The 16,016-nt window shown below is 63.2% G+C and carries 14 protein-coding genes; 7 read left to right on the top strand and 7 right to left on the bottom strand.

Annotation, left to right across the window (positions count from 1 at the left end):
- Positions 1-6: 6 nt before the first annotated feature.
- Genes K3179_RS02965 through crtY form a run of 3 tightly spaced genes read right to left on the bottom strand, consistent with a single transcriptional unit; the run spans position 7 to position 3,307 of the window.
- A complete protein-coding gene (locus tag K3179_RS02965; RefSeq protein WP_221562395.1) occupies positions 7-588 on the bottom strand; it encodes an LOG family protein in 582 nt (193 codons plus the stop codon).
- The gene (locus K3179_RS02960; RefSeq protein WP_221562394.1) at positions 585-2,126 is read right to left on the bottom strand and encodes a phytoene desaturase; all 1,542 of its coding nucleotides are present in this window, start codon (positions 2,124-2,126) and stop codon (positions 585-587) included. Before K3179_RS02960 ends, K3179_RS02965 begins: the two co-directional genes overlap by 4 nt.
- Positions 2,123-3,307 (bottom strand): lycopene beta-cyclase CrtY, encoded by a 1,185-nt coding sequence (crtY, locus tag K3179_RS02955; RefSeq protein WP_221562393.1) that lies wholly within the window; start codon positions 3,305-3,307, stop codon positions 2,123-2,125. The genes K3179_RS02960 and crtY overlap by 4 nt, the downstream gene beginning before the upstream one ends.
- 124 nt (positions 3,308-3,431) lie before the next feature.
- Here crtY and K3179_RS02950 point away from each other — a divergent pair, with 124 nt between their 5' ends.
- Entirely contained in the window at positions 3,432-4,316 is an 885-nt protein-coding gene (locus K3179_RS02950) for a MipA/OmpV family protein (protein WP_221562392.1), read from the top strand.
- Here K3179_RS02950 and K3179_RS02945 read toward each other — a convergent pair.
- Both K3179_RS02945 and K3179_RS02940 read right to left on the bottom strand, forming a co-directional pair.
- Complete coding sequence (locus tag K3179_RS02945; RefSeq protein WP_221562391.1) at positions 4,313-4,834, bottom strand: hypothetical protein; 522 nt, start codon at positions 4,832-4,834, stop codon at positions 4,313-4,315. The genes K3179_RS02950 and K3179_RS02945 overlap by 4 nt on opposite strands.
- Before the next feature lie 73 nt (positions 4,835-4,907).
- Positions 4,908-6,968 carry a S9 family peptidase gene (locus K3179_RS02940; protein ID WP_247712778.1) on the bottom strand — a complete coding sequence of 687 codons (2,061 nt, stop codon included), beginning with the start codon at positions 6,966-6,968 and terminating at the stop codon, positions 4,908-4,910.
- Positions 6,969-7,088: 120 nt separating this feature from the next.
- On the opposite strand from K3179_RS02940, the gene K3179_RS02935 reads away from it, so the two are divergent.
- From K3179_RS02935 to K3179_RS02920, 4 genes are all read left to right on the top strand, one after another.
- On the top strand, positions 7,089-8,363 hold the full coding sequence (locus K3179_RS02935; RefSeq protein WP_221562390.1) for a metal-dependent hydrolase family protein: 1,275 nt from the start codon (positions 7,089-7,091) through the stop codon (positions 8,361-8,363).
- Between the two features lie 120 nt (positions 8,364-8,483).
- On the top strand, positions 8,484-10,304 hold the full coding sequence (locus K3179_RS02930; protein WP_221562389.1) for a DUF885 domain-containing protein: 1,821 nt from the start codon (positions 8,484-8,486) through the stop codon (positions 10,302-10,304).
- Between the two features lie 23 nt (positions 10,305-10,327).
- Positions 10,328-12,124: a DUF885 domain-containing protein gene (locus tag K3179_RS02925; RefSeq protein ID WP_221562388.1), complete on the top strand. Its 1,797-nt coding sequence runs from the start codon at positions 10,328-10,330 to the stop codon at positions 12,122-12,124.
- 121 nt (positions 12,125-12,245) lie between these two features.
- Complete coding sequence (locus K3179_RS02920) at positions 12,246-12,395, top strand: hypothetical protein (RefSeq protein WP_177201804.1); 150 nt, start codon at positions 12,246-12,248, stop codon at positions 12,393-12,395.
- Positions 12,396-12,491: 96 nt separating this feature from the next.
- Here the strand turns inward: K3179_RS02920 and K3179_RS02915 are convergent, their stop codons facing one another.
- Positions 12,492-14,015 (bottom strand): alanine/glycine:cation symporter family protein, encoded by a 1,524-nt coding sequence (locus K3179_RS02915; protein ID WP_221562387.1) that lies wholly within the window; start codon positions 14,013-14,015, stop codon positions 12,492-12,494.
- 239 nt (positions 14,016-14,254) lie between these two features.
- Between K3179_RS02915 and secE the strand changes: the two genes are divergently transcribed.
- Together secE and nusG are read left to right on the top strand one after the other, a co-directional pair.
- A complete protein-coding gene (gene secE / locus K3179_RS02910; protein WP_100260494.1) occupies positions 14,255-14,461 on the top strand; it encodes a preprotein translocase subunit SecE in 207 nt (68 codons plus the stop codon).
- Between the two features lie 49 nt (positions 14,462-14,510).
- A complete protein-coding gene (gene nusG, locus K3179_RS02905; RefSeq protein ID WP_100260495.1) occupies positions 14,511-15,047 on the top strand; it encodes a transcription termination/antitermination protein NusG in 537 nt (178 codons plus the stop codon).
- Between the two features lie 79 nt (positions 15,048-15,126).
- Here nusG and K3179_RS02900 read toward each other — a convergent pair whose 3' ends face one another.
- The gene (locus K3179_RS02900) at positions 15,127-15,909 is read right to left on the bottom strand and encodes a CPBP family intramembrane glutamic endopeptidase (RefSeq protein ID WP_221562386.1); all 783 of its coding nucleotides are present in this window, start codon (positions 15,907-15,909) and stop codon (positions 15,127-15,129) included.
- Positions 15,910-16,016: the final 107 nt, after the last annotated feature.

Genomic DNA, 16,016 nt, shown 5'->3' with positions numbered 1-16,016 from the left:
GTGCGCTCAGAGGTCTTCCGCCTTCATCTGGAAGATCGGAGTATGGGGCGAATAGCTTTCCATCTGCTGAAGCAGGCCGCTTAACGAGGTATCATGCACGAGGATGCCCTGGTGCGCGGGACGCACGAAGCCGACGTCCGCCATCTTGCGGTTGAAGGCGATGAGTTCGTCGTAGAAGCCGAATGCGTTGAGCAGGCCGACAGGATTGGAATGATAGCCGAGCTGCGCCCAGCTCATTGCTTCCCACAACTCGTCCATGGTGCCGACGCCGCCCGGAATGGTGATGAAACCGTCGCTGAGATCGGTGAAGCGCTGCTTGCGTTCATGCATGCCGCCAACGGTGTGCAGTTCTGTGCAATCGTGGTTCGCGACTTCCGAATTGGCCAGCGCTTCGGGAATGATGCCGATAACTTCGCCGCCAGCATCGAGCGCGCCGCGCGCAGTCGCGCCCATCAGGCCGAGCCTGCCGCCGCCATAGACGACGCCGATCCCGCGCTCGGCCAGGCCGGCGCCGACATCGTATGCAAGCTGGATGTAACGCGGATCTTCAGGCGAAGCGGAACCGCAATAAACCGCTAGTCTCTTCATTTTTCGAGCAGATCCTCAACCATGAGCCCTGCGGTCGCCTTGGCGCTGCCGACCACGCCGGGAATGCCGGCGCCCGGGTGCGTGCCTGCGCCCACGAGGTAGAAATTGTCGATCACGTCGTCGCGATTGTGCCCGCGGAACCATGCGCTCTGCGTCAGCACCGGTTCGAGGCTGAAGGCGCTACCCATATGGGCATTGAGGTCCATCGCGAAATCGCGCGGCGCGTAGTGGAACTTGGTCTTGATCCGGCCATGGAGGTCCGGGATCAGGCGGCGCTCGACCTCGTCGAGGATGCGCTTTTCCAGGATCGGGCCCATCTCTTCCCAGTCGACCGACAGCTTGCCCATGTGGGCGACGGGGACGAGAGCGTAAAAGGTGCTCATGCCTTCGGGCGCCATGCCGGGATCGGTCACACTGGGGTGGTGCAGGTAGATCGAGAAATCCTGCGGCAGGACGCCGTGATCGTAGATGTCCTCGAGCAGGCCCTTATAGCGCGGCCCAAACAGGATCATGTGATGCGGGATGCCCGGCCAGGTGCCCTCGATGCCGAAATGGACGACGAAGAGGCCCGGCGAAAAGCTCTTGCGCGACAGCGACTTGGCGTAGCTTTTCCCGCGCTTGGTCTCGCCCAGCAGGTCCTTGTAGCTGTGCATGATGTCGGCATTGCTGGCGACCGCGTCGAAGCGCTGCTTCCAGCCCGAATGGGTTTCCACCTCGCTCGCCCGGTTGCCCAGCGTGTGCACCTGGACGACCGGATCGTGGAGGCGCACGGTGCCGCCGATCCGCTCGAAATGCTTCACCATGGCGGCGATCAAGCGGTTGGTGCCGCCCTTGGCCCACCAGACACCGCCGTCCTTTTCCAGCTTGTGGATAAGGGCGTAGATGCTGCTGGTCTTCATCGGATTGCCGCCGACAAGCAGGGTATGGAAGCTCAGTGCCTCGCGCAGCTTCTCGTTTTCGACATAGCTCGACACCATGGAATAGACGCTGCGCCACGCCTGCTTCTTGGCCAGCGCGGGCGCAGCCTTGAGCATCGACTTGAAGTCGAGGAAGGGCTTGTGGCCCAGCTTGACGTAGCCTTCCTCGTAGACGCCTGCCGAATATTCGAGGAAGCGCTGGTACCCGGCGACGTCCGCAGGATTGAACTGCGCGATTTCGCCGAACAATTGCTCTTCGTCGTTCGAATAGTCGAAGTTCGTCCCATCAGGCCAGTTGAGCCGGTAGAACGGCATGACCGGCATGATCTCGATATCTTCGGCCATGTCGTGCCCGCTCAAAGCCCACAATTCGCGCAGGCAGTCGGGATCGGTGATGACGGTGGGACCGGCGTCGAAGGTGAAACCGTCCTTTTCCCAGTAATAGGCGCGACCACCCGGCTTGTCGCGCGCTTCGATTACCGTCGTGGCAATACCGGCCGACTGGAGGCGGATGGCGAGCGCAAGGCCGCCGAAGCCTGAGCCGATGACGCAGGCCGTGCGGCCGGTATCCGGTATCTCGGTAGCGTCGGAAGGGGCGGGAGGTGTGGTCTCGGCGTTCATCGATGGCTCTCATGGACGAGCGGCGCGCCCTTGCCAAGCAAGGCCGTTACCGCGCGGGAAACTGGAACGGGCGGTTTGCCCGAGAGGATGCGCAGCTTGTCGAAGCGGGTCGAGCGTGCGGCATAGAACCGCTCGATCAAAGGCTCCGGCAGTCGATAGAAGCGCTCGAACACACGGTATCGTTCCTCCGGAAGGGCCGCATCGAACAGCATTTTTCCAAGCAGGCGATAGAAGCGGGTGCCGCGCCAGTGTTCGTGCGCGCGTTTTTCCACGAAATCGGCCAGTTCTGAGCCGGGCAGATGGGCGGCGCCGGCAATAGCCAGGGCGTTCGCGGCGGCAACGGGCATGGTGTAGCTGGTGAGCGGATGGACGAAGCCACCGCGTGCGCCGGAAAGGGCCACGCCCGGCTGTGTCAGGGAAGCGCGGTAAGCGGCAAAATCACCGCCGGTGATGACGGGCAGGACGCCGGTTTCCTCGTGGATCACCTCGGCGTTCCAGCCCTTGGCCGCGGCATAATCCTCGATCCGCTGCGCCAGCAGCTTCCAGTCGAGAACCGGACTGTCGGCGTAGTAAGTGTCCTCGACGAAAATCTCGTCCTCGCCGAGCGGGAGCAGGTAAATGAACCGATAGGCGCCCGGCTGGTCCACCGTGGCATCCATGATGACGGGGCGCTCGATCCCGTGTGGAGCGCGGGTGCGAAGATGCTGGCCGAGGAAAACCTGCCAGCCACCGGCAAGATGCTCGCTCGGCACGGCATCGCGGCAATCGATTACGGCGCGGGCCCCGATCGCCGAGCCACCGCCGAATTCTACCCCGTCAGCGTCAAGGTGGGTGGCGCCCGTTCCTGTGAGGATCGCGTCCTGCGGCAATTGGCGGCGAAGGTGCGCATCGAAATCGCGGCTGTCGAGGGAACGGTAATTGGCGGTCAACTGGCGCGTGTGAGCCGGAAACCGCACCTCGTTGCCACCGGTCCAGCTTGTCGCCGTGAAGCCGGAGAGCAGGTCCGTCGCTTCGGGGCCCAGGTCATGCTCGAACCAGCTCCAGCGATGATTGCCGCCAAAGCTGTCGTCAGCTTCCACCAAGGCGACACGCATGGCGGGATGCGCACGATGGATGGCGAGCGCGGTGAGGCCTCCGGCCAGTCCGCCGCCGACAATGGCAATATCGTATTTGCGCCCCATGGGGACCACCGCTTACGTCCCGGCGCCCCGCGCCGCAATCGGTTTTGCCCGGCGCGTCATTGTTCGTGGAACGCCTGCGGGACAAGGCCGTTAGGCGGACAAGGGCAATTCGAGGGAAAATCCAATGAAATACGTCGCAATCCTTGGCGCAGCCGGTCTGGGCCTGTGCGCCGCCGCTCCTTCGGCAGCGCAGGACTATGCCGAGGTCGAAGCTGCGCCCGGCGGGCCGCCATCCACCGTTTTCGACGGCGATTTCCTGAGCATTGGCGTGGGTGTCGGCTACAATGCGAGCTATTCCGGCAGCGACGATTACAACCTGAACATCCTGCCGATCGTGCAGGGTTCGGTATGGGGCGTCGATATCAATCCGCGTCCGGCGGGCCTTGCGCTCGACCTCATCCCCGATGGCGACGATGCGACGGTGAACTTCTCCGCCGGCCCCATGTTCCGCCTGCGCAGCGACCGCGTCGATGCAGAGGATATCAACGACGACATCGTCGCAGCCTATGGCGAACTCGACCGTGCTGTCGAAATCGGCGGCAGCTTCGGCGTGTCCTTCCCCAAGGTGCTCAACCCGTTCGACAGCCTCAGCGTCAATGTGGACGCTACGTGGGACGTTGCGGGCGCTCATGAAGGCATGACAATCAGCCCCTCGGTTATCTATTTCACGCCGCTCAGCCGCGCGACGGCTGCCTCGCTGACGCTCAGCACGAGCTTCATCGACGACGATTTCGCGGATTACTATTATTCCGTGCCCGGTGTGAATGCGGCGTTGCCCGATGCTGACCTGCTTCCCGGCTTTCAGGCCGAGGGCGGGATGCAAAGCTACGGGATCAACCTGTTTCTCGCCCACGATCTCAGCGGCGATGTGACCGATGGCGGCTTGTCGGTAATCGGGATCGGCGGCTGGTCGAAGCTGGTCAATGACGCTGCCGACACGCCGTTTACGAGCATTCGCGGCGATAACGACCAGTACTTCGTAGCTCTGGGCGTAGGCTACACCTTCTAGGATCTACGTTCGCCAGCCAGGCGCTCGTGCTTTTCGGCCAGCGCCTGCGCCCGCTCAATCCGCTCGCGGAATTTGCCTTCGAAGGGGTCACCGGTGGATATCGCTTTCGTGCGCACACCCGCGATGTCGAGACCGTAGAGCTTGTCGTTTGTGCCCATATAGGCCTTGGCCGGCACGCCTTCACCGCCGAGGTCGTCCAGCAGGTGCTCGATGCCGGAAGTGCTGACGCTCACCAGCCATTCGCCGTAGCTGGTCGCAAACATCACGTAGATGCTGCCATCGTCTCCGGTCGGCGTATAGAATAACCGGGCCGTACCCTTACGCTCGCGCCCTCCCGCATAGGCCCGCCTGCGCTGGATACCCAGCCAGATGTTATAAATGCCGGCCCACACCAGGATCGCCCCGAACAGAACGAAGATCACTCCGAGGAAAGTCGGGATGTCCCTTAGGTCGGGAAACATCCCCAGACCTGCCACAATCATGGCCACCCCGATGGCAATGCAAAGTAATCCGATCATGGCCTGCCAACTCCGCAGTGTGGAATTGGCAGGCCATTAGCATAATCGGATTAAGGCTTTCGCCCGTTTTCGATCAGTCGTCCTTCGACGCTGTGCCGACAGTGCCGTCGGCAAGCTCGGGACGGCTGTCGGGCATGGCCGCATCGCGGTCGCCCGTTTTCAGGTAAGTGTCGAACCAGCGCATCATGCGCAGATTATAGTCGTAGCGTGCCGCTGCCTTGCTGTTGCCGTGGCCTTCGCCCGGATAGAGCACCAGGCGCACCGGCACATCGGGCTTGCGCACCTTCATCGAGCGATACAGCTCGTAACTCTGGCTGGGCGCGACGCGGGTGTCTTCCGCGCCATGCATGATCAGCAGCGGCGTATTGGCCTTGTCGACGTGATAGATCGGCGAGACTTCCAGCATCTTCTGCCAGTCGTCCCACGGCCAGGCGCGGCTGTGCACATTGTACATTTCGTACGGGATGTCGGTCGTGCCGAACTTCGAGATCTGGTTGGAAATGCCGACGAACATCACGCCCGCCACGAATTCGTCGCTAAAGTAGGTCGACGTCCACGCAGTCGCGTAACCGCCATAGGAACCGCCGGTCACACCGACGCGGTCGGCATCGGCCACGCCTGCTTCTACGAGTGCGCGCTTCGCATCGACGAGATCGGTGAACTCGGGATCGGTATAGCGGCCCTGGTGCTGCTTGGAGAAAGCCGTGCCGTAGCCGGTCGACCCGCGATAGTTGGGCAGGAAGACCGCATAGCCCTGGCCTGCGGCGACCTGGCCGGGCTTGGAATAGGCGGTCTGCCAGCCATTGCTGTCATGCGCTTCGGGGCCGCCGTGGACGTTCAGGATCAGCGGGGCGCCACCGCGAGGGGCACCGCCGACCGGCTCGATCAGGACGCCTTCGACCTCTTGGCCGTCGCGCGCGGTGAAAGTGAAGGCGCGCTGTTCGCCGAAATCGATTTCCGACAGCCATTCATTGTGCTGCGTCCAGCGCTGGAAGGCGCCGTTGTTCCACACGAACAGTTCGGTCGGGTGCTTCGGGCTGCTAGCCTCGACGGCGATGACATTGCCGCCGGCTTCGACGTTGCTGAGAATCAGCGCGCCGCCATCATGTTCTTCGGCCACGGAGCCATCGGCGTTGTAGATGCGCAGCGAGGACTGAACGCCCGTATGGATCACTGCGGCAAGGCGGCCGTCGGCAAGCCATTCGGCATCGACGGCGGCTTCTGCGGCACCGGCATTGAGGGCGCGGTAATTGCCGGTCGCCAGATCGACGAGGTGGAGCGTCGTGTCTGCGGGATCGTTCATGTCGACACCGGCGATCATGGACAGCTGCGTGCCGTCGGGGGAAATCTCGATATCGCCGAGCTTGCCCGGCGTCTCGACCACGTTGAGCACCTTGCCGCTGGTGAGGTCGACGATATGCGCGCGCTTGGACGTGTATTCGTCGTCGATCTGCGGCGTGGGCGCGCTTTCGACGACGCCGGTCGTGCCGTTCGGCGCGACGTGGAAACCGCTGACATAGCCCGGGATGGTGAGCTCGGTCGGCTCTGCATCGACTTCGCCGCCGACCTTGGCTGCGAACAGGCGGTTCAGGCGGGCCTCTTCTTCATAGACGATCGCATTGAAGCCGGCCTTGGACTGCTTTTCGCGGTCCTTGTCGGCTTCGGCAGAGGCCAGCATCCAGATGGCCGAGCCGTCCGGCGCCCAGGCGTAGGAGCGCACGTTCGCGTCCTTGATTGCGGCAAGCTTGCGGTAGGCGCCGCCATCGACGGGAATGCCCCATACGGCGCGGTCCTCGTCCTTGTCGGCCCACACGAAGCTGATCGTGCGGCCGTCGGGCGAGAAGGCGATGCCCGAAACGCTCATGTCTTCGGGAAGGAACTCGCGCGCATTGGCCGGACCGTATGCGACATTGAGCTGCTGCGTGGTGGAGCCGTTTTCCTCGCCTTCGGTGACGTCGGGGAGGCTGGCAGTGGTATAGGCGATGCGGCTGCCGTCGGGCGATACGGCGACGGTGCCGACGCTTTCGAGGGCGGCGACGTCTTCGGGCGTCATCGGACGCGCCTGCGCCTGGGCGGAAATGGAAGCTGTGGCAAGCAGGCCGGTGGCGACTGCAAGGCGACGAAGGGTAATCAAGGTGTTCTCTCCTGCAAGAATCTTCTGCCCGGCTACATAGCGATAGCGCGGCGAAGGGCAAACCGGGGCTTGTCGGCGGCGGATGGTGCAGGCATCAAGGAGCAAAGAAGAGGGGATTTCATGCGCAAACTGATCACCGCAATTGCTGCAAGCGCTCTTGCGGCCGCTTCGCCGCTCACCGCCCAGACCACGGTCATCCATGCCGATGCGGTCGTGACCGACGCCGACAGCGCGCCGCAAGGCAAGTCGACCGTGACCGTCACCGATGGCCGGATCGTCAGCATCGTGGACGGCTGGCAGGCAGTGCCCGAAGGGGCGGAAATGGTGCATCTGGAAGGCAAGACGCTGGTGCCGGGCCTGATCGACCTGCACACGCACCTTTCCGGCGATCCGAGCGGGGAGTTCTGGCGCGCGGCGGTCCAGCCGCCCGAATGGTATTCGCTGGTGGCAGCCAAGAACGCGCGCGTCACCGCGAAGGCCGGCTTTACCACCGTTCGCGATCTCGGCGCGCGCAGCGACCAGGTGATGCAATCGCTGCGCCGCGCAACGGCAGAGGGCTTGCTGCCGGGACCGCGTATCGTCACCTCCGCTCGCACCATCGCGATCGTCGGCGGTCATGGCGACATCAACGGCTTCCGCCGCGAGGTGAACGACGCGCTAGGCACCTCCTTCGCCTGTACCGGCGCAACCGAATGCGCGGAGAAGGTTCGGCTGGCATCGAAATACGGGGCCGACCTGATCAAGATCACCGCGACCGGCGGCGTGCTGAGCCAGCAGGGCCGCGGGCTCGAAGCCCATTTCACCTTCGACGAGATGAAGACCATCGTCGAAACCGCCCATTCGCTCGGCCTCAAGACAGCCGCCCATGCGCACGGCGCGCGTGGCATCGAAATGGCGGCGCGTGCCGGGGTCCAGACTATCGAGCACGGCACCTATATCGACGAACAGGCGGCCAGGGTCATGCGCGAGAACGGGACTATCCTGGTCCCGACCCTGATGGCGTTCCAGGGGATTAAGGAGAACCTCGGCACGGGTTTCTATACCCCCGTGGTCGAGGAGAAAATCCGCGCCGTCAGCGCCTATGCCGAGACGATCGTCGAACGTGCGCGCAAATGGGGCGTGACCATGGCGTTCGGCACCGATGCGGGCGTGTTCCCTCACGGCGATAATGCCGGCGAACTCGCGCTGATGCGCGCGGGCGGGATGAGCGATGCGCAGGTCCTCGCCAGCGCTACCACGGGGGCGGCAAAGGTGCTCGGCATGGAGAACGAGATCGGTCGCATCGCACCGGGCTTCTCCGCCGACATGGTCGCCGTGGCGGGCAACCCGCTGGACGATGTCAGGGTGCTGGAGAATGCAGACTGGGTCATGGTGCGCGGGCGGGTGATCGAATAGACATCCGATCGCCGCGCCTGTCCCTGATCGACCGCGCTCGGTCGCCCGTCCGTTTGCGGCTTGTCGAAGCTGCCAGGTGGGCATAGGCCCCTGCGGAAATCGAGACAGGGACTTTTCGCCATGCATTTGCTTCGCACCGCGCTCATCGGCGCTTCCGCACTCACGCTTGCCGCTTGTGCGAGCGCGCCGCCCGTGGCGGAGGCGCCGCCCGCATCTTCTAGCGAGGAAGCCAGCGAGCATGACCGCCTGTTCGCCCTGTTCGAAGATGCGGACGAGCGCGATCTTGCACTCAATCCGCTCTCGGCCCTGTTTCGCGGCGATATGCGCTATGCGGACCGGATCGGCGATTATTATACCGACGAGCTGAACGACGCCTCGCGCGCCGATGCGCAGCTCAACCTCGCCCGGCTGGCCGAAATCGATCGCAGCAAGCTGTCGGACACAGACCGCATCGCTTATGATGTCTTCGCCTACAACCAGCGCGAGGCGCTGGCCGGGCTGACCCCCGAAATCCTGGCAGTGACACAGGTCCGGCCGGTCAACCACTTCACCGGCTTCCACACCTTCTATCCCAGCTTCGCCAGCGGCGAGAGCGCGGCGCCGTTCGATACGGTCGAGGATTACGAGAACAATCTGAAACGCCATGCCGACTACGTGGCGCTGACCGACCGGATGATTGCCCGTTTCCGCGAAGGAATGGACAGCGGTGTGCTGGAGACGCAGCTGACCATCGGCAATGTGATCAGCCAGCTCGACACGCAATTGGCGCAGGATATCGAGGAATCGCCCTTTTGGATGCCGGTGACGAACTTCCCGGACGATTTCTCCCAGGCGGACAAGACGCGCCTCGAAGCCGAGTACCGCACCAGCATCGAACAGGTTTACGCCGCCCACGAGCGCCTGCGTGATTTCCTGCGCGACGAATATTACGCTGCCGCCCGCGAAAGCGTGGGCCTGTCGCAGATGAAAGGCGGCGAGGCCCTTTATCGCCAGTTGGTCGAGGAGACGACCACGCTGCCGCTGGAGCCCGATTACCTGCACGATCTCGGCCTGTCGGAAGTTGCCCGGATCAAGACCGAGCTGGAAAAGGTGAAAGCGGAGGTCGGCTTTGCCGGCACGCTCAACGAATTCTTCGACTATGTGCGCACCGATCCCAAGTTCCAGCCGGAAAGCCGCGAAGCGCTGACGCAGACCTATTACGACATCGGTGCGCAGGTCGACGCGAAGATCCCGGAGTATTTCTCGCTCACGCCCAAGACCCCGCTCGAGATCAAGCCCTACGAAGAGTATCGCGAGAAGTTCGAGGCCGGTGGATCCTACCAGAGTGGTGCCGCCGATGGATCGCGTCCGGGCACGTTCTATTTCAACGCCTACGACCTGCCCAGCCGACTGACGACCGGCAACATGACGCTGTACCTCCATGAAGGGGCGCCGGGACATCACTTCCAGATCAGTCTGGCGCAGGAAAACGAGGCGCTGCCAGCCTTCATGCGCTTTGGCGGCACGACCGCCTATGTCGAGGGCTGGGCGCTCTATGCCGAGACGCTGGGTTACGAGATGGGCTTTTTCGACGACCCGTGGAATCGCTATGGCACTCTGCAGGACGAACAGCTTCGCGCCATGCGGCTGGTGGTGGACACGGGCCTTCACGCCAAGGGGTGGAGCCGGGAACAGGCCATCGATTTCATGCTGGAAAACTCCGGTATGACGCGCACCGAAGTCGTGGCCGAAGTGGAACGGTATATCGCCATTCCCAGCCAGGCGCTCGCCTACAAGGTCGGCGCTCTGAAGATACAGGAGCTGCGCGCGAAGGCGGAAAGCGCGCTGGGCGATGACTTCGACATCCGCACATTCCACGCGCAGGTGCTGGACAGCGGCGGCCTGCCGCTGCCGGTGCTGGAGGCGAAGATCGACCGCTGGATCGCGGGCGGCGGCAAGTAAGTCCTGAGATGAGGAGAGGCATTATGAAGATGACTGCAACGCGCACCGCGCTGGCCCTGGTGATGGTATCGGGCCTTGGCGCCTGTACCGCCGCCACGAACGGCATCGAGAGCGCGGCACAGGCCGTAGGCGACAATGCCTCTCAGGCCGTCGCTGCCGCTGCGCTCGACGAATTGCTGGTTCGCAGCGAAGCCGCCTATCTGAATCGCAACCCGGTCTCGGCCTTCTTCCGCAGTGACTTCTCCGATGCCGACCGGCTGGGCGACTTTTCGCCTGCCTATTACGCCAAGGAGCGGGCGGCGGCCCAGGCAGACCTTGCCGCCCTGCGCCTCATCGACCGCTCCGCGCTGAGCGAGACCGACCGGATCGTTTTCGACACCTTCGAATACACGATGGAGCGCCGCATTGCGGAGACCGCGCCCGATGTGCTGCCGACCGTGCTGGCGACACCGATCGATCACTTTCGCGGGCTGCACGTGTTCTACCCGCGCTTCTCGGCCCCCGGCGCCCTGATGCCGTTCGATACGGTCAAGGATTACGAGGACAACCTTTCGCGTCATCGCGACGCCGCACGAATCCTCGACCAGATGATCGCGCGCATGCGGACCGGGGCGGCGCAGGGCATTACGCTGCCCAGCCTGACGGTAGAGATCATGGTCAAGCAGTTCGACACGCAGCTGAATGCACCGGACAATGCCAATCCCTATTACGCTCCGCTCGCCGCTTTCCCGAGCACTTTCGCCGATGAGGAAAAGCGGGGCCTCACCAAGGCCTATCGCGAAACGGTAGAGGGAACGCTTTTCCCGGCAATGAAGCGGATGCGCGATTTCCTTGCGGACGAATACCTGCCTGTTGCGCGCGAGACGATTGCCGCAACCGCCAATCCGGGCGGCGAGAATTATTACAGCTACCGCATCCACGAAATGACGACGCTGCCGCTGACGGCCGAGGAAATCCACCAGACGGGTCTTTCGGAAGTCGCGCGCATCAACGCAGCCATTGCCGAGGCGAAGGCAGAAGCAGGGGGACGCAAGGCGCCGACCTATACCACCAAGGCCGAATTGCAGGAGGCGTGGTACGAAGTCGCCAAGGACGTCGACCCGCTGATGGATCGCCTGTTCCTGAACCAGCCGAAGACCCCGTTGCGCATCGAGCCTTACGAGGAATATCGCGAGGCCTTCAATCTTGCCGCATCCTACATGGCAGGCAAGCCTGACGGGACGCGTCCGGGGACCTTCTATTTTAGCGGCTACAATGTGGCAGAGCGCCAGCTCGGCACGTCGATCAACCTCTACATGCACGAAGGCAATCCCGGGCATCACTTCCAGACCATGCTCGCTTTCGAGAACGAGGAGCTGCCCGATTTCATGCGCTATGGCGGGTTCACCGCCTTCAGCGAAGGTTGGGGCCTCTATGCCGAGAGCCTGGGCTACGAGCTGGGCCTCTACGACGATCCGCTGGACCGTCTTGAAGCGCTGCAGGGGGGCGAGTTGCTGCGCGCGGTGCGGCTCGTCGTCGATACCGGGATGCACGCCAAGGGCTGGAGCCGCGAGCGGGCGATCGAATACATGGTCGGAAATGGCCAGGCGCGCGACTTCGCCGAAAGCGAAACGGCCCGCTACATCGTGATGCCCGCCCAGGCGCTGGCCTACAAAACCGGCGAATTGAAGATCAAGCAGCTGCGCGCCAAGGCCGAAGCGGCGCTCGGCGACAATTTCGACGTGCGCCGGTTCCATGACCAGGTGCTGGCGACGGGCGATGTTCCCCTCGAAGTGCTCGAGGCGAAGATCGACGACTGGATCGCAAGCGGCGGTAGGTAGGGGGGCGGAGTCCCGCAACGGGACACGCCCCTGCCTGCGCGGCAGAATGTCGGGAACCGGATTGGCGACTAAGGGGTTTTACGCGGCAGGACGGTGGGAAAGTATTTCATGGAGGTAACCCATGTCGAGCTTGTCCTTCCATAGTAGCCGCCCCGATGGGTGGGTTAAGCCCAAGGCCTATAGCGACGCGTCCCTGCGCTATAAGCACCACGGCAAGATCCTCCCGATGGAGCAGCCGGGTTTCTTCGCCCGCCTGTTCGGGGCTCGCTAAGCGGTTCAGTCTCAAGGACACCCGTAAAAGAGAAGGGGCCGGAGGTCGAAAGACCCCCGGCCCCTGATTTTTGTGCGTGCACAAGGCCGGAAGAGGTCAGTACTCTTCCGGCTCCTCCGGCGTATCGGCGGTGTGCGTGGGGCCGGCATCCTTCTCGCCCTTCGCGAGCTTGAACACCACACCGCTCAGCAGGGCGAGGGCCAGCAGGTTGGGCAGCGCCATCGCCGCATTGGAGATATCGCCGAGGCGCCAGACCAGTTCGGACGGCTGCGCCGCGCCGAGGAAGATCACCACACACCACAGCACGCGCCACGCCATGTGCAGCTTCTTCTCGCCCGAGCGGGTGGAACCCTTCATCCGGTCGTAGAGGAAGGTGATCGCCCGTTCGCCGTAATACGACCACGTCAGCAGCGTGGTGAAGACGAACAGGATCAGCGCGATCGAGGCCACCAGCGTTCCGATGGGGACGCCTGCCAGCGTGAACGGGAAGGCGGCGGCGAAAGCACCGCTCGTCATCTCGAACCCGACCCGGTCGGACTGCCATGCGTGGAGCACGGCCTCGCCGCCGGCAGTGAAGTCGCCGCGCACGGTCAGGATGACCAGTGCGGTCATGGTGCAGATCACGATCGTGTCGATGAACGTGCCGAGCATGGCCATGCGACCCTGCGTTTCGGGATCGTTCGTCTGTGCCACGGCGTGCGCGATGGCGGTGGAACCCTGACCTGCCTCGTTGGAGAACAGGCCGCGTGCGACACCAGCGCGGATTGCGATGATGATCGCCGCGCCGACGAAGCCGCCGCTCGCCGCCTGCGGGTTGAACGCACCGTTGAAGATCAGCGAGAAGGTTTCGCCCAGGTCGCCGAAGTTCAGGATCAGCGCGATCACTGCCATGAAAATATAGGCCGCCGCCATGAACGGCACGACCTTTTCGGCCACATTGCCGATCGACTTGATGCCGCCGATGATGACGATGAAGACGAGGATCGCAACGATCAGGCCGCCGAGCCATTCCTCGATGCCGAACAGCTCGTTGAGGCCGTCTGCCACCGCGTTCGCCTGGATCGAGTTGCCGGTGACGAGCGCGGAGAACAGCGTGCCGAGGCAGAAGACCACGGCAAGCCAGGTCCATTTCTTGCCCAGGCCCATCATGATGTAGGTCATCGGGCCGCCGCGCAGCACACCGTCGCTGGTGCGTTCGCGATAGCGGATGGCCAGCGAACCTTCGGCAAAGGCCAGGGCCATGCCGAACAGCGCGGTGATCCACATCCAGAAGATCGCCCCGGGTCCACCCAGCGCGATGGCCGTGGCCACACCCGCAAGGTTACCCGTTCCGACCTGTCCGGACAGTGCGGTGGAAAGCGCGGCGAAGGGCGAGATTTCGCCTTCGCCCTGGCTCTTGCGGCCGGCAAACAAGCCCTTGAAGGCGCTGCCCAGCTTGATGATCGGATAGAACCGCAGCCCGATCATGATCCACAGGCCGATGCCCAGCAGGATGATGGTCATCGGCGGGAAGGGGAGGACTTCCGCCCCGTTCCACGTCCCGACCCAAATGAAATCGGATATGTTGGTAACCGGCTCTACCAGCCGATCGCCAAGACTTGGTGCCTGGCTTGTTGCCATGGTTAGGAAACCCCTCTCGCGTCCCTTGAAATCAAGTGGGGCACGCTAGAGATGCTTGGTCGCCTTGGAAAGACGCAAATGCGCGCCTCTCCCCCGCTTGCGTTTTGCGCGGGTGGAGCCTACATGGCTTCTCGTCTTCCGACATCGATGATGGATACAGCCCCTCCCGGACTTGAACCGGGGCGGCGAAACCCCCATCCCGGAAGGCACGAGCAGTTCAAGTGCGAGAGTGACAGGCCATGGCCGACAAAGGAAACAAGACCTCCCCCGCCGAATTCATCCGGCAGGTGCAGACCGAAGGCCGCAAGGTCGTATGGCCGACGCGCGAGGAGACGATCCGTATTTCGATCTTCGTCTTCATCATGATGGTGATCCTCTCGCTCTTCTTCCTCGGCGTGGATTCGGTGTTCGGCGCAGTTGTGCGCTGGCTCATGACCCTCGCCTGACAGGCATAACGGCCCGACACGACACTCCGACAGGATAAAGATTTAGATCATGGCACGCTGGTACATCATCCACGCCTACTCCGGCTTCGAGAACAAGGTTCGCGATTCGATCATCGCCGAGGCAGAGCGTCTTGGCCTGTCCGAAGGCGTCGAAGAAGTCGAAGTCCCGACCGAAACCGTCACCGAAGTGAAGCGCGGCAAGAAGGTCCAGGTAGAGCGCAAGTTCATGCCCGGCTACGTGCTGGCCAAGCTGAACATGACCGACGATGTGTACCACCTCGTGAAGAACACGCCCAAGGTCACCGGTTTCCTCGGCAACAACAACAAGCCGCAGGCGATCTCTGAGAAAGAAGCTGCGCGCTATTTCGGCGGTGTCGAAGAAGCGAAATCCGCTCCCAAGAAGCAGGTCAGCGTCGATTACGAAATCGGCGACCAGGTCAAGGTGCTCGACGGCCCCTTCGCCAGCTTCAACGGCCTTGTCGAGGAACTCGATTTCGACAAGCAGAAGGTCAAGGTTTCGGTCTCGATCTTCGGCCGCGCGACCCCGGTCGAACTGGAATTCGAGCAGGTCGAACTGGTCAAGTAACGGCAAGACATCGGCGATTCGAAAAAGGGGCGCTCCTCGCAAGAAAGGGGCGCCCCTTTTCGTATCTGCGTCTGCGCCCTCAGCTGGTGCCGAGCATGCCCAGGCTGTTGGCGTAGGCGAGGCTCATCATGATCGTGTCGACTGCGGCGTGGGCAAGGATGCAGGCCCACAGATTGCCGCCGCACTTGACGCGCAGATAGCCGAGCCCCGCCCCGACGACCCCGGTGATGAGGACGCCGCCCAGTCCCTGGTAAAGGTGGGGAAAGCTGAACAGCACCGCCTGGACCACGATCACCAGCCACATTTTGTCGCCTATGCCGCGCAGGCGCTGCAGCCGGTCCATCAGGAAGCCGCGATAGAGCAATTCCTCCCCGAAACCGGCTGCGAACCAGGCGACGAAGACGATCCACATCGCAAAGCTCGCCGGGCTTTCGGTCACGAAATCCATCACCGCCACGACATTGGGCGTGTCGATGCCGAGCTGGCTGACCAGCCACGATCCCGCCTGGAACCACGCGATGATCAGCACGGTCGCGAGCGAGGCGAGGGCGAAGGTATTGCCCCAGCTTCTTGGCGCACGAAGGTTCCACGCAGCGGCGAGATGGCCATCGCGGCTCAGCCAGAACCAGCACAGCAGAAGCGCGGCGGCCATGCTGCCCACCACCGATCCGATCAGCCCTTCGGACGTCATGCCCAGCATGCGTACCGCCGGCACCGACGCAAGGATGAACACGATGGTTACAGTCACGAACTGGAGGATGAAGCGTCCCCAGCCGAGCGTGCCGGGCACCGCCGCCGCTTGCGAAACGGGTGAATTCTCGACCCCGGTCAGGCTGTTCTCAGTGGTCGCGGTGCCGGTCATTCCTACCCATCCCCTGCTGGTCTTCCGGATGCATCCAGCACGGGGTGCGTCGCATCAAGGGGATGGAACGGGTAAATCCCCAGCCTTAGGTCTCCAGGGCAGTGCAG

The organism is Qipengyuania intermedia, from assembly GCF_019711615.1.
GTDB lineage: Bacteria > Pseudomonadota > Alphaproteobacteria > Sphingomonadales > Sphingomonadaceae > Qipengyuania > Qipengyuania intermedia.
This window is presented reverse-complemented; position numbering and strand designations above follow the sequence as displayed.

Bases quoted from the DNA above. Each gene is read 5' to 3' on its own strand.
- nusG (WP_100260495.1), top strand. From the start codon at position 14,511: ATGGCACGCTGGTACATCATCCACGCCTACTCCGGCTTCGAGAACAAG.
- K3179_RS02965 (WP_221562395.1), bottom strand. From the start codon at position 588: ATGAAGAGACTAGCGGTTTATTGCGGTTCCGCTTCGCCTGAAGATCCG.
- crtY (WP_221562393.1), bottom strand. From the start codon at position 3,307: ATGGGGCGCAAATACGATATTGCCATTGTCGGCGGCGGACTGGCCGGA.
- K3179_RS02960 (WP_221562394.1), bottom strand. From the start codon at position 2,126: ATGAACGCCGAGACCACACCTCCCGCCCCTTCCGACGCTACCGAGATA.
- K3179_RS02950 (WP_221562392.1), top strand. From the start codon at position 3,432: ATGAAATACGTCGCAATCCTTGGCGCAGCCGGTCTGGGCCTGTGCGCC.
- K3179_RS02945 (WP_221562391.1), bottom strand. From the start codon at position 4,834: ATGATCGGATTACTTTGCATTGCCATCGGGGTGGCCATGATTGTGGCA.
- K3179_RS02920 (WP_177201804.1), top strand. From the start codon at position 12,246: ATGTCGAGCTTGTCCTTCCATAGTAGCCGCCCCGATGGGTGGGTTAAG.
- secE (WP_100260494.1), top strand. From the start codon at position 14,255: ATGGCCGACAAAGGAAACAAGACCTCCCCCGCCGAATTCATCCGGCAG.
- K3179_RS02935 (WP_221562390.1), top strand. From the start codon at position 7,089: ATGCGCAAACTGATCACCGCAATTGCTGCAAGCGCTCTTGCGGCCGCT.
- K3179_RS02900 (WP_221562386.1), bottom strand. From the start codon at position 15,909: ATGACCGGCACCGCGACCACTGAGAACAGCCTGACCGGGGTCGAGAAT.
- K3179_RS02925 (WP_221562388.1), top strand. From the start codon at position 10,328: ATGAAGATGACTGCAACGCGCACCGCGCTGGCCCTGGTGATGGTATCG.
- K3179_RS02915 (WP_221562387.1), bottom strand. From the start codon at position 14,015: ATGGCAACAAGCCAGGCACCAAGTCTTGGCGATCGGCTGGTAGAGCCG.
- K3179_RS02930 (WP_221562389.1), top strand. From the start codon at position 8,484: ATGCATTTGCTTCGCACCGCGCTCATCGGCGCTTCCGCACTCACGCTT.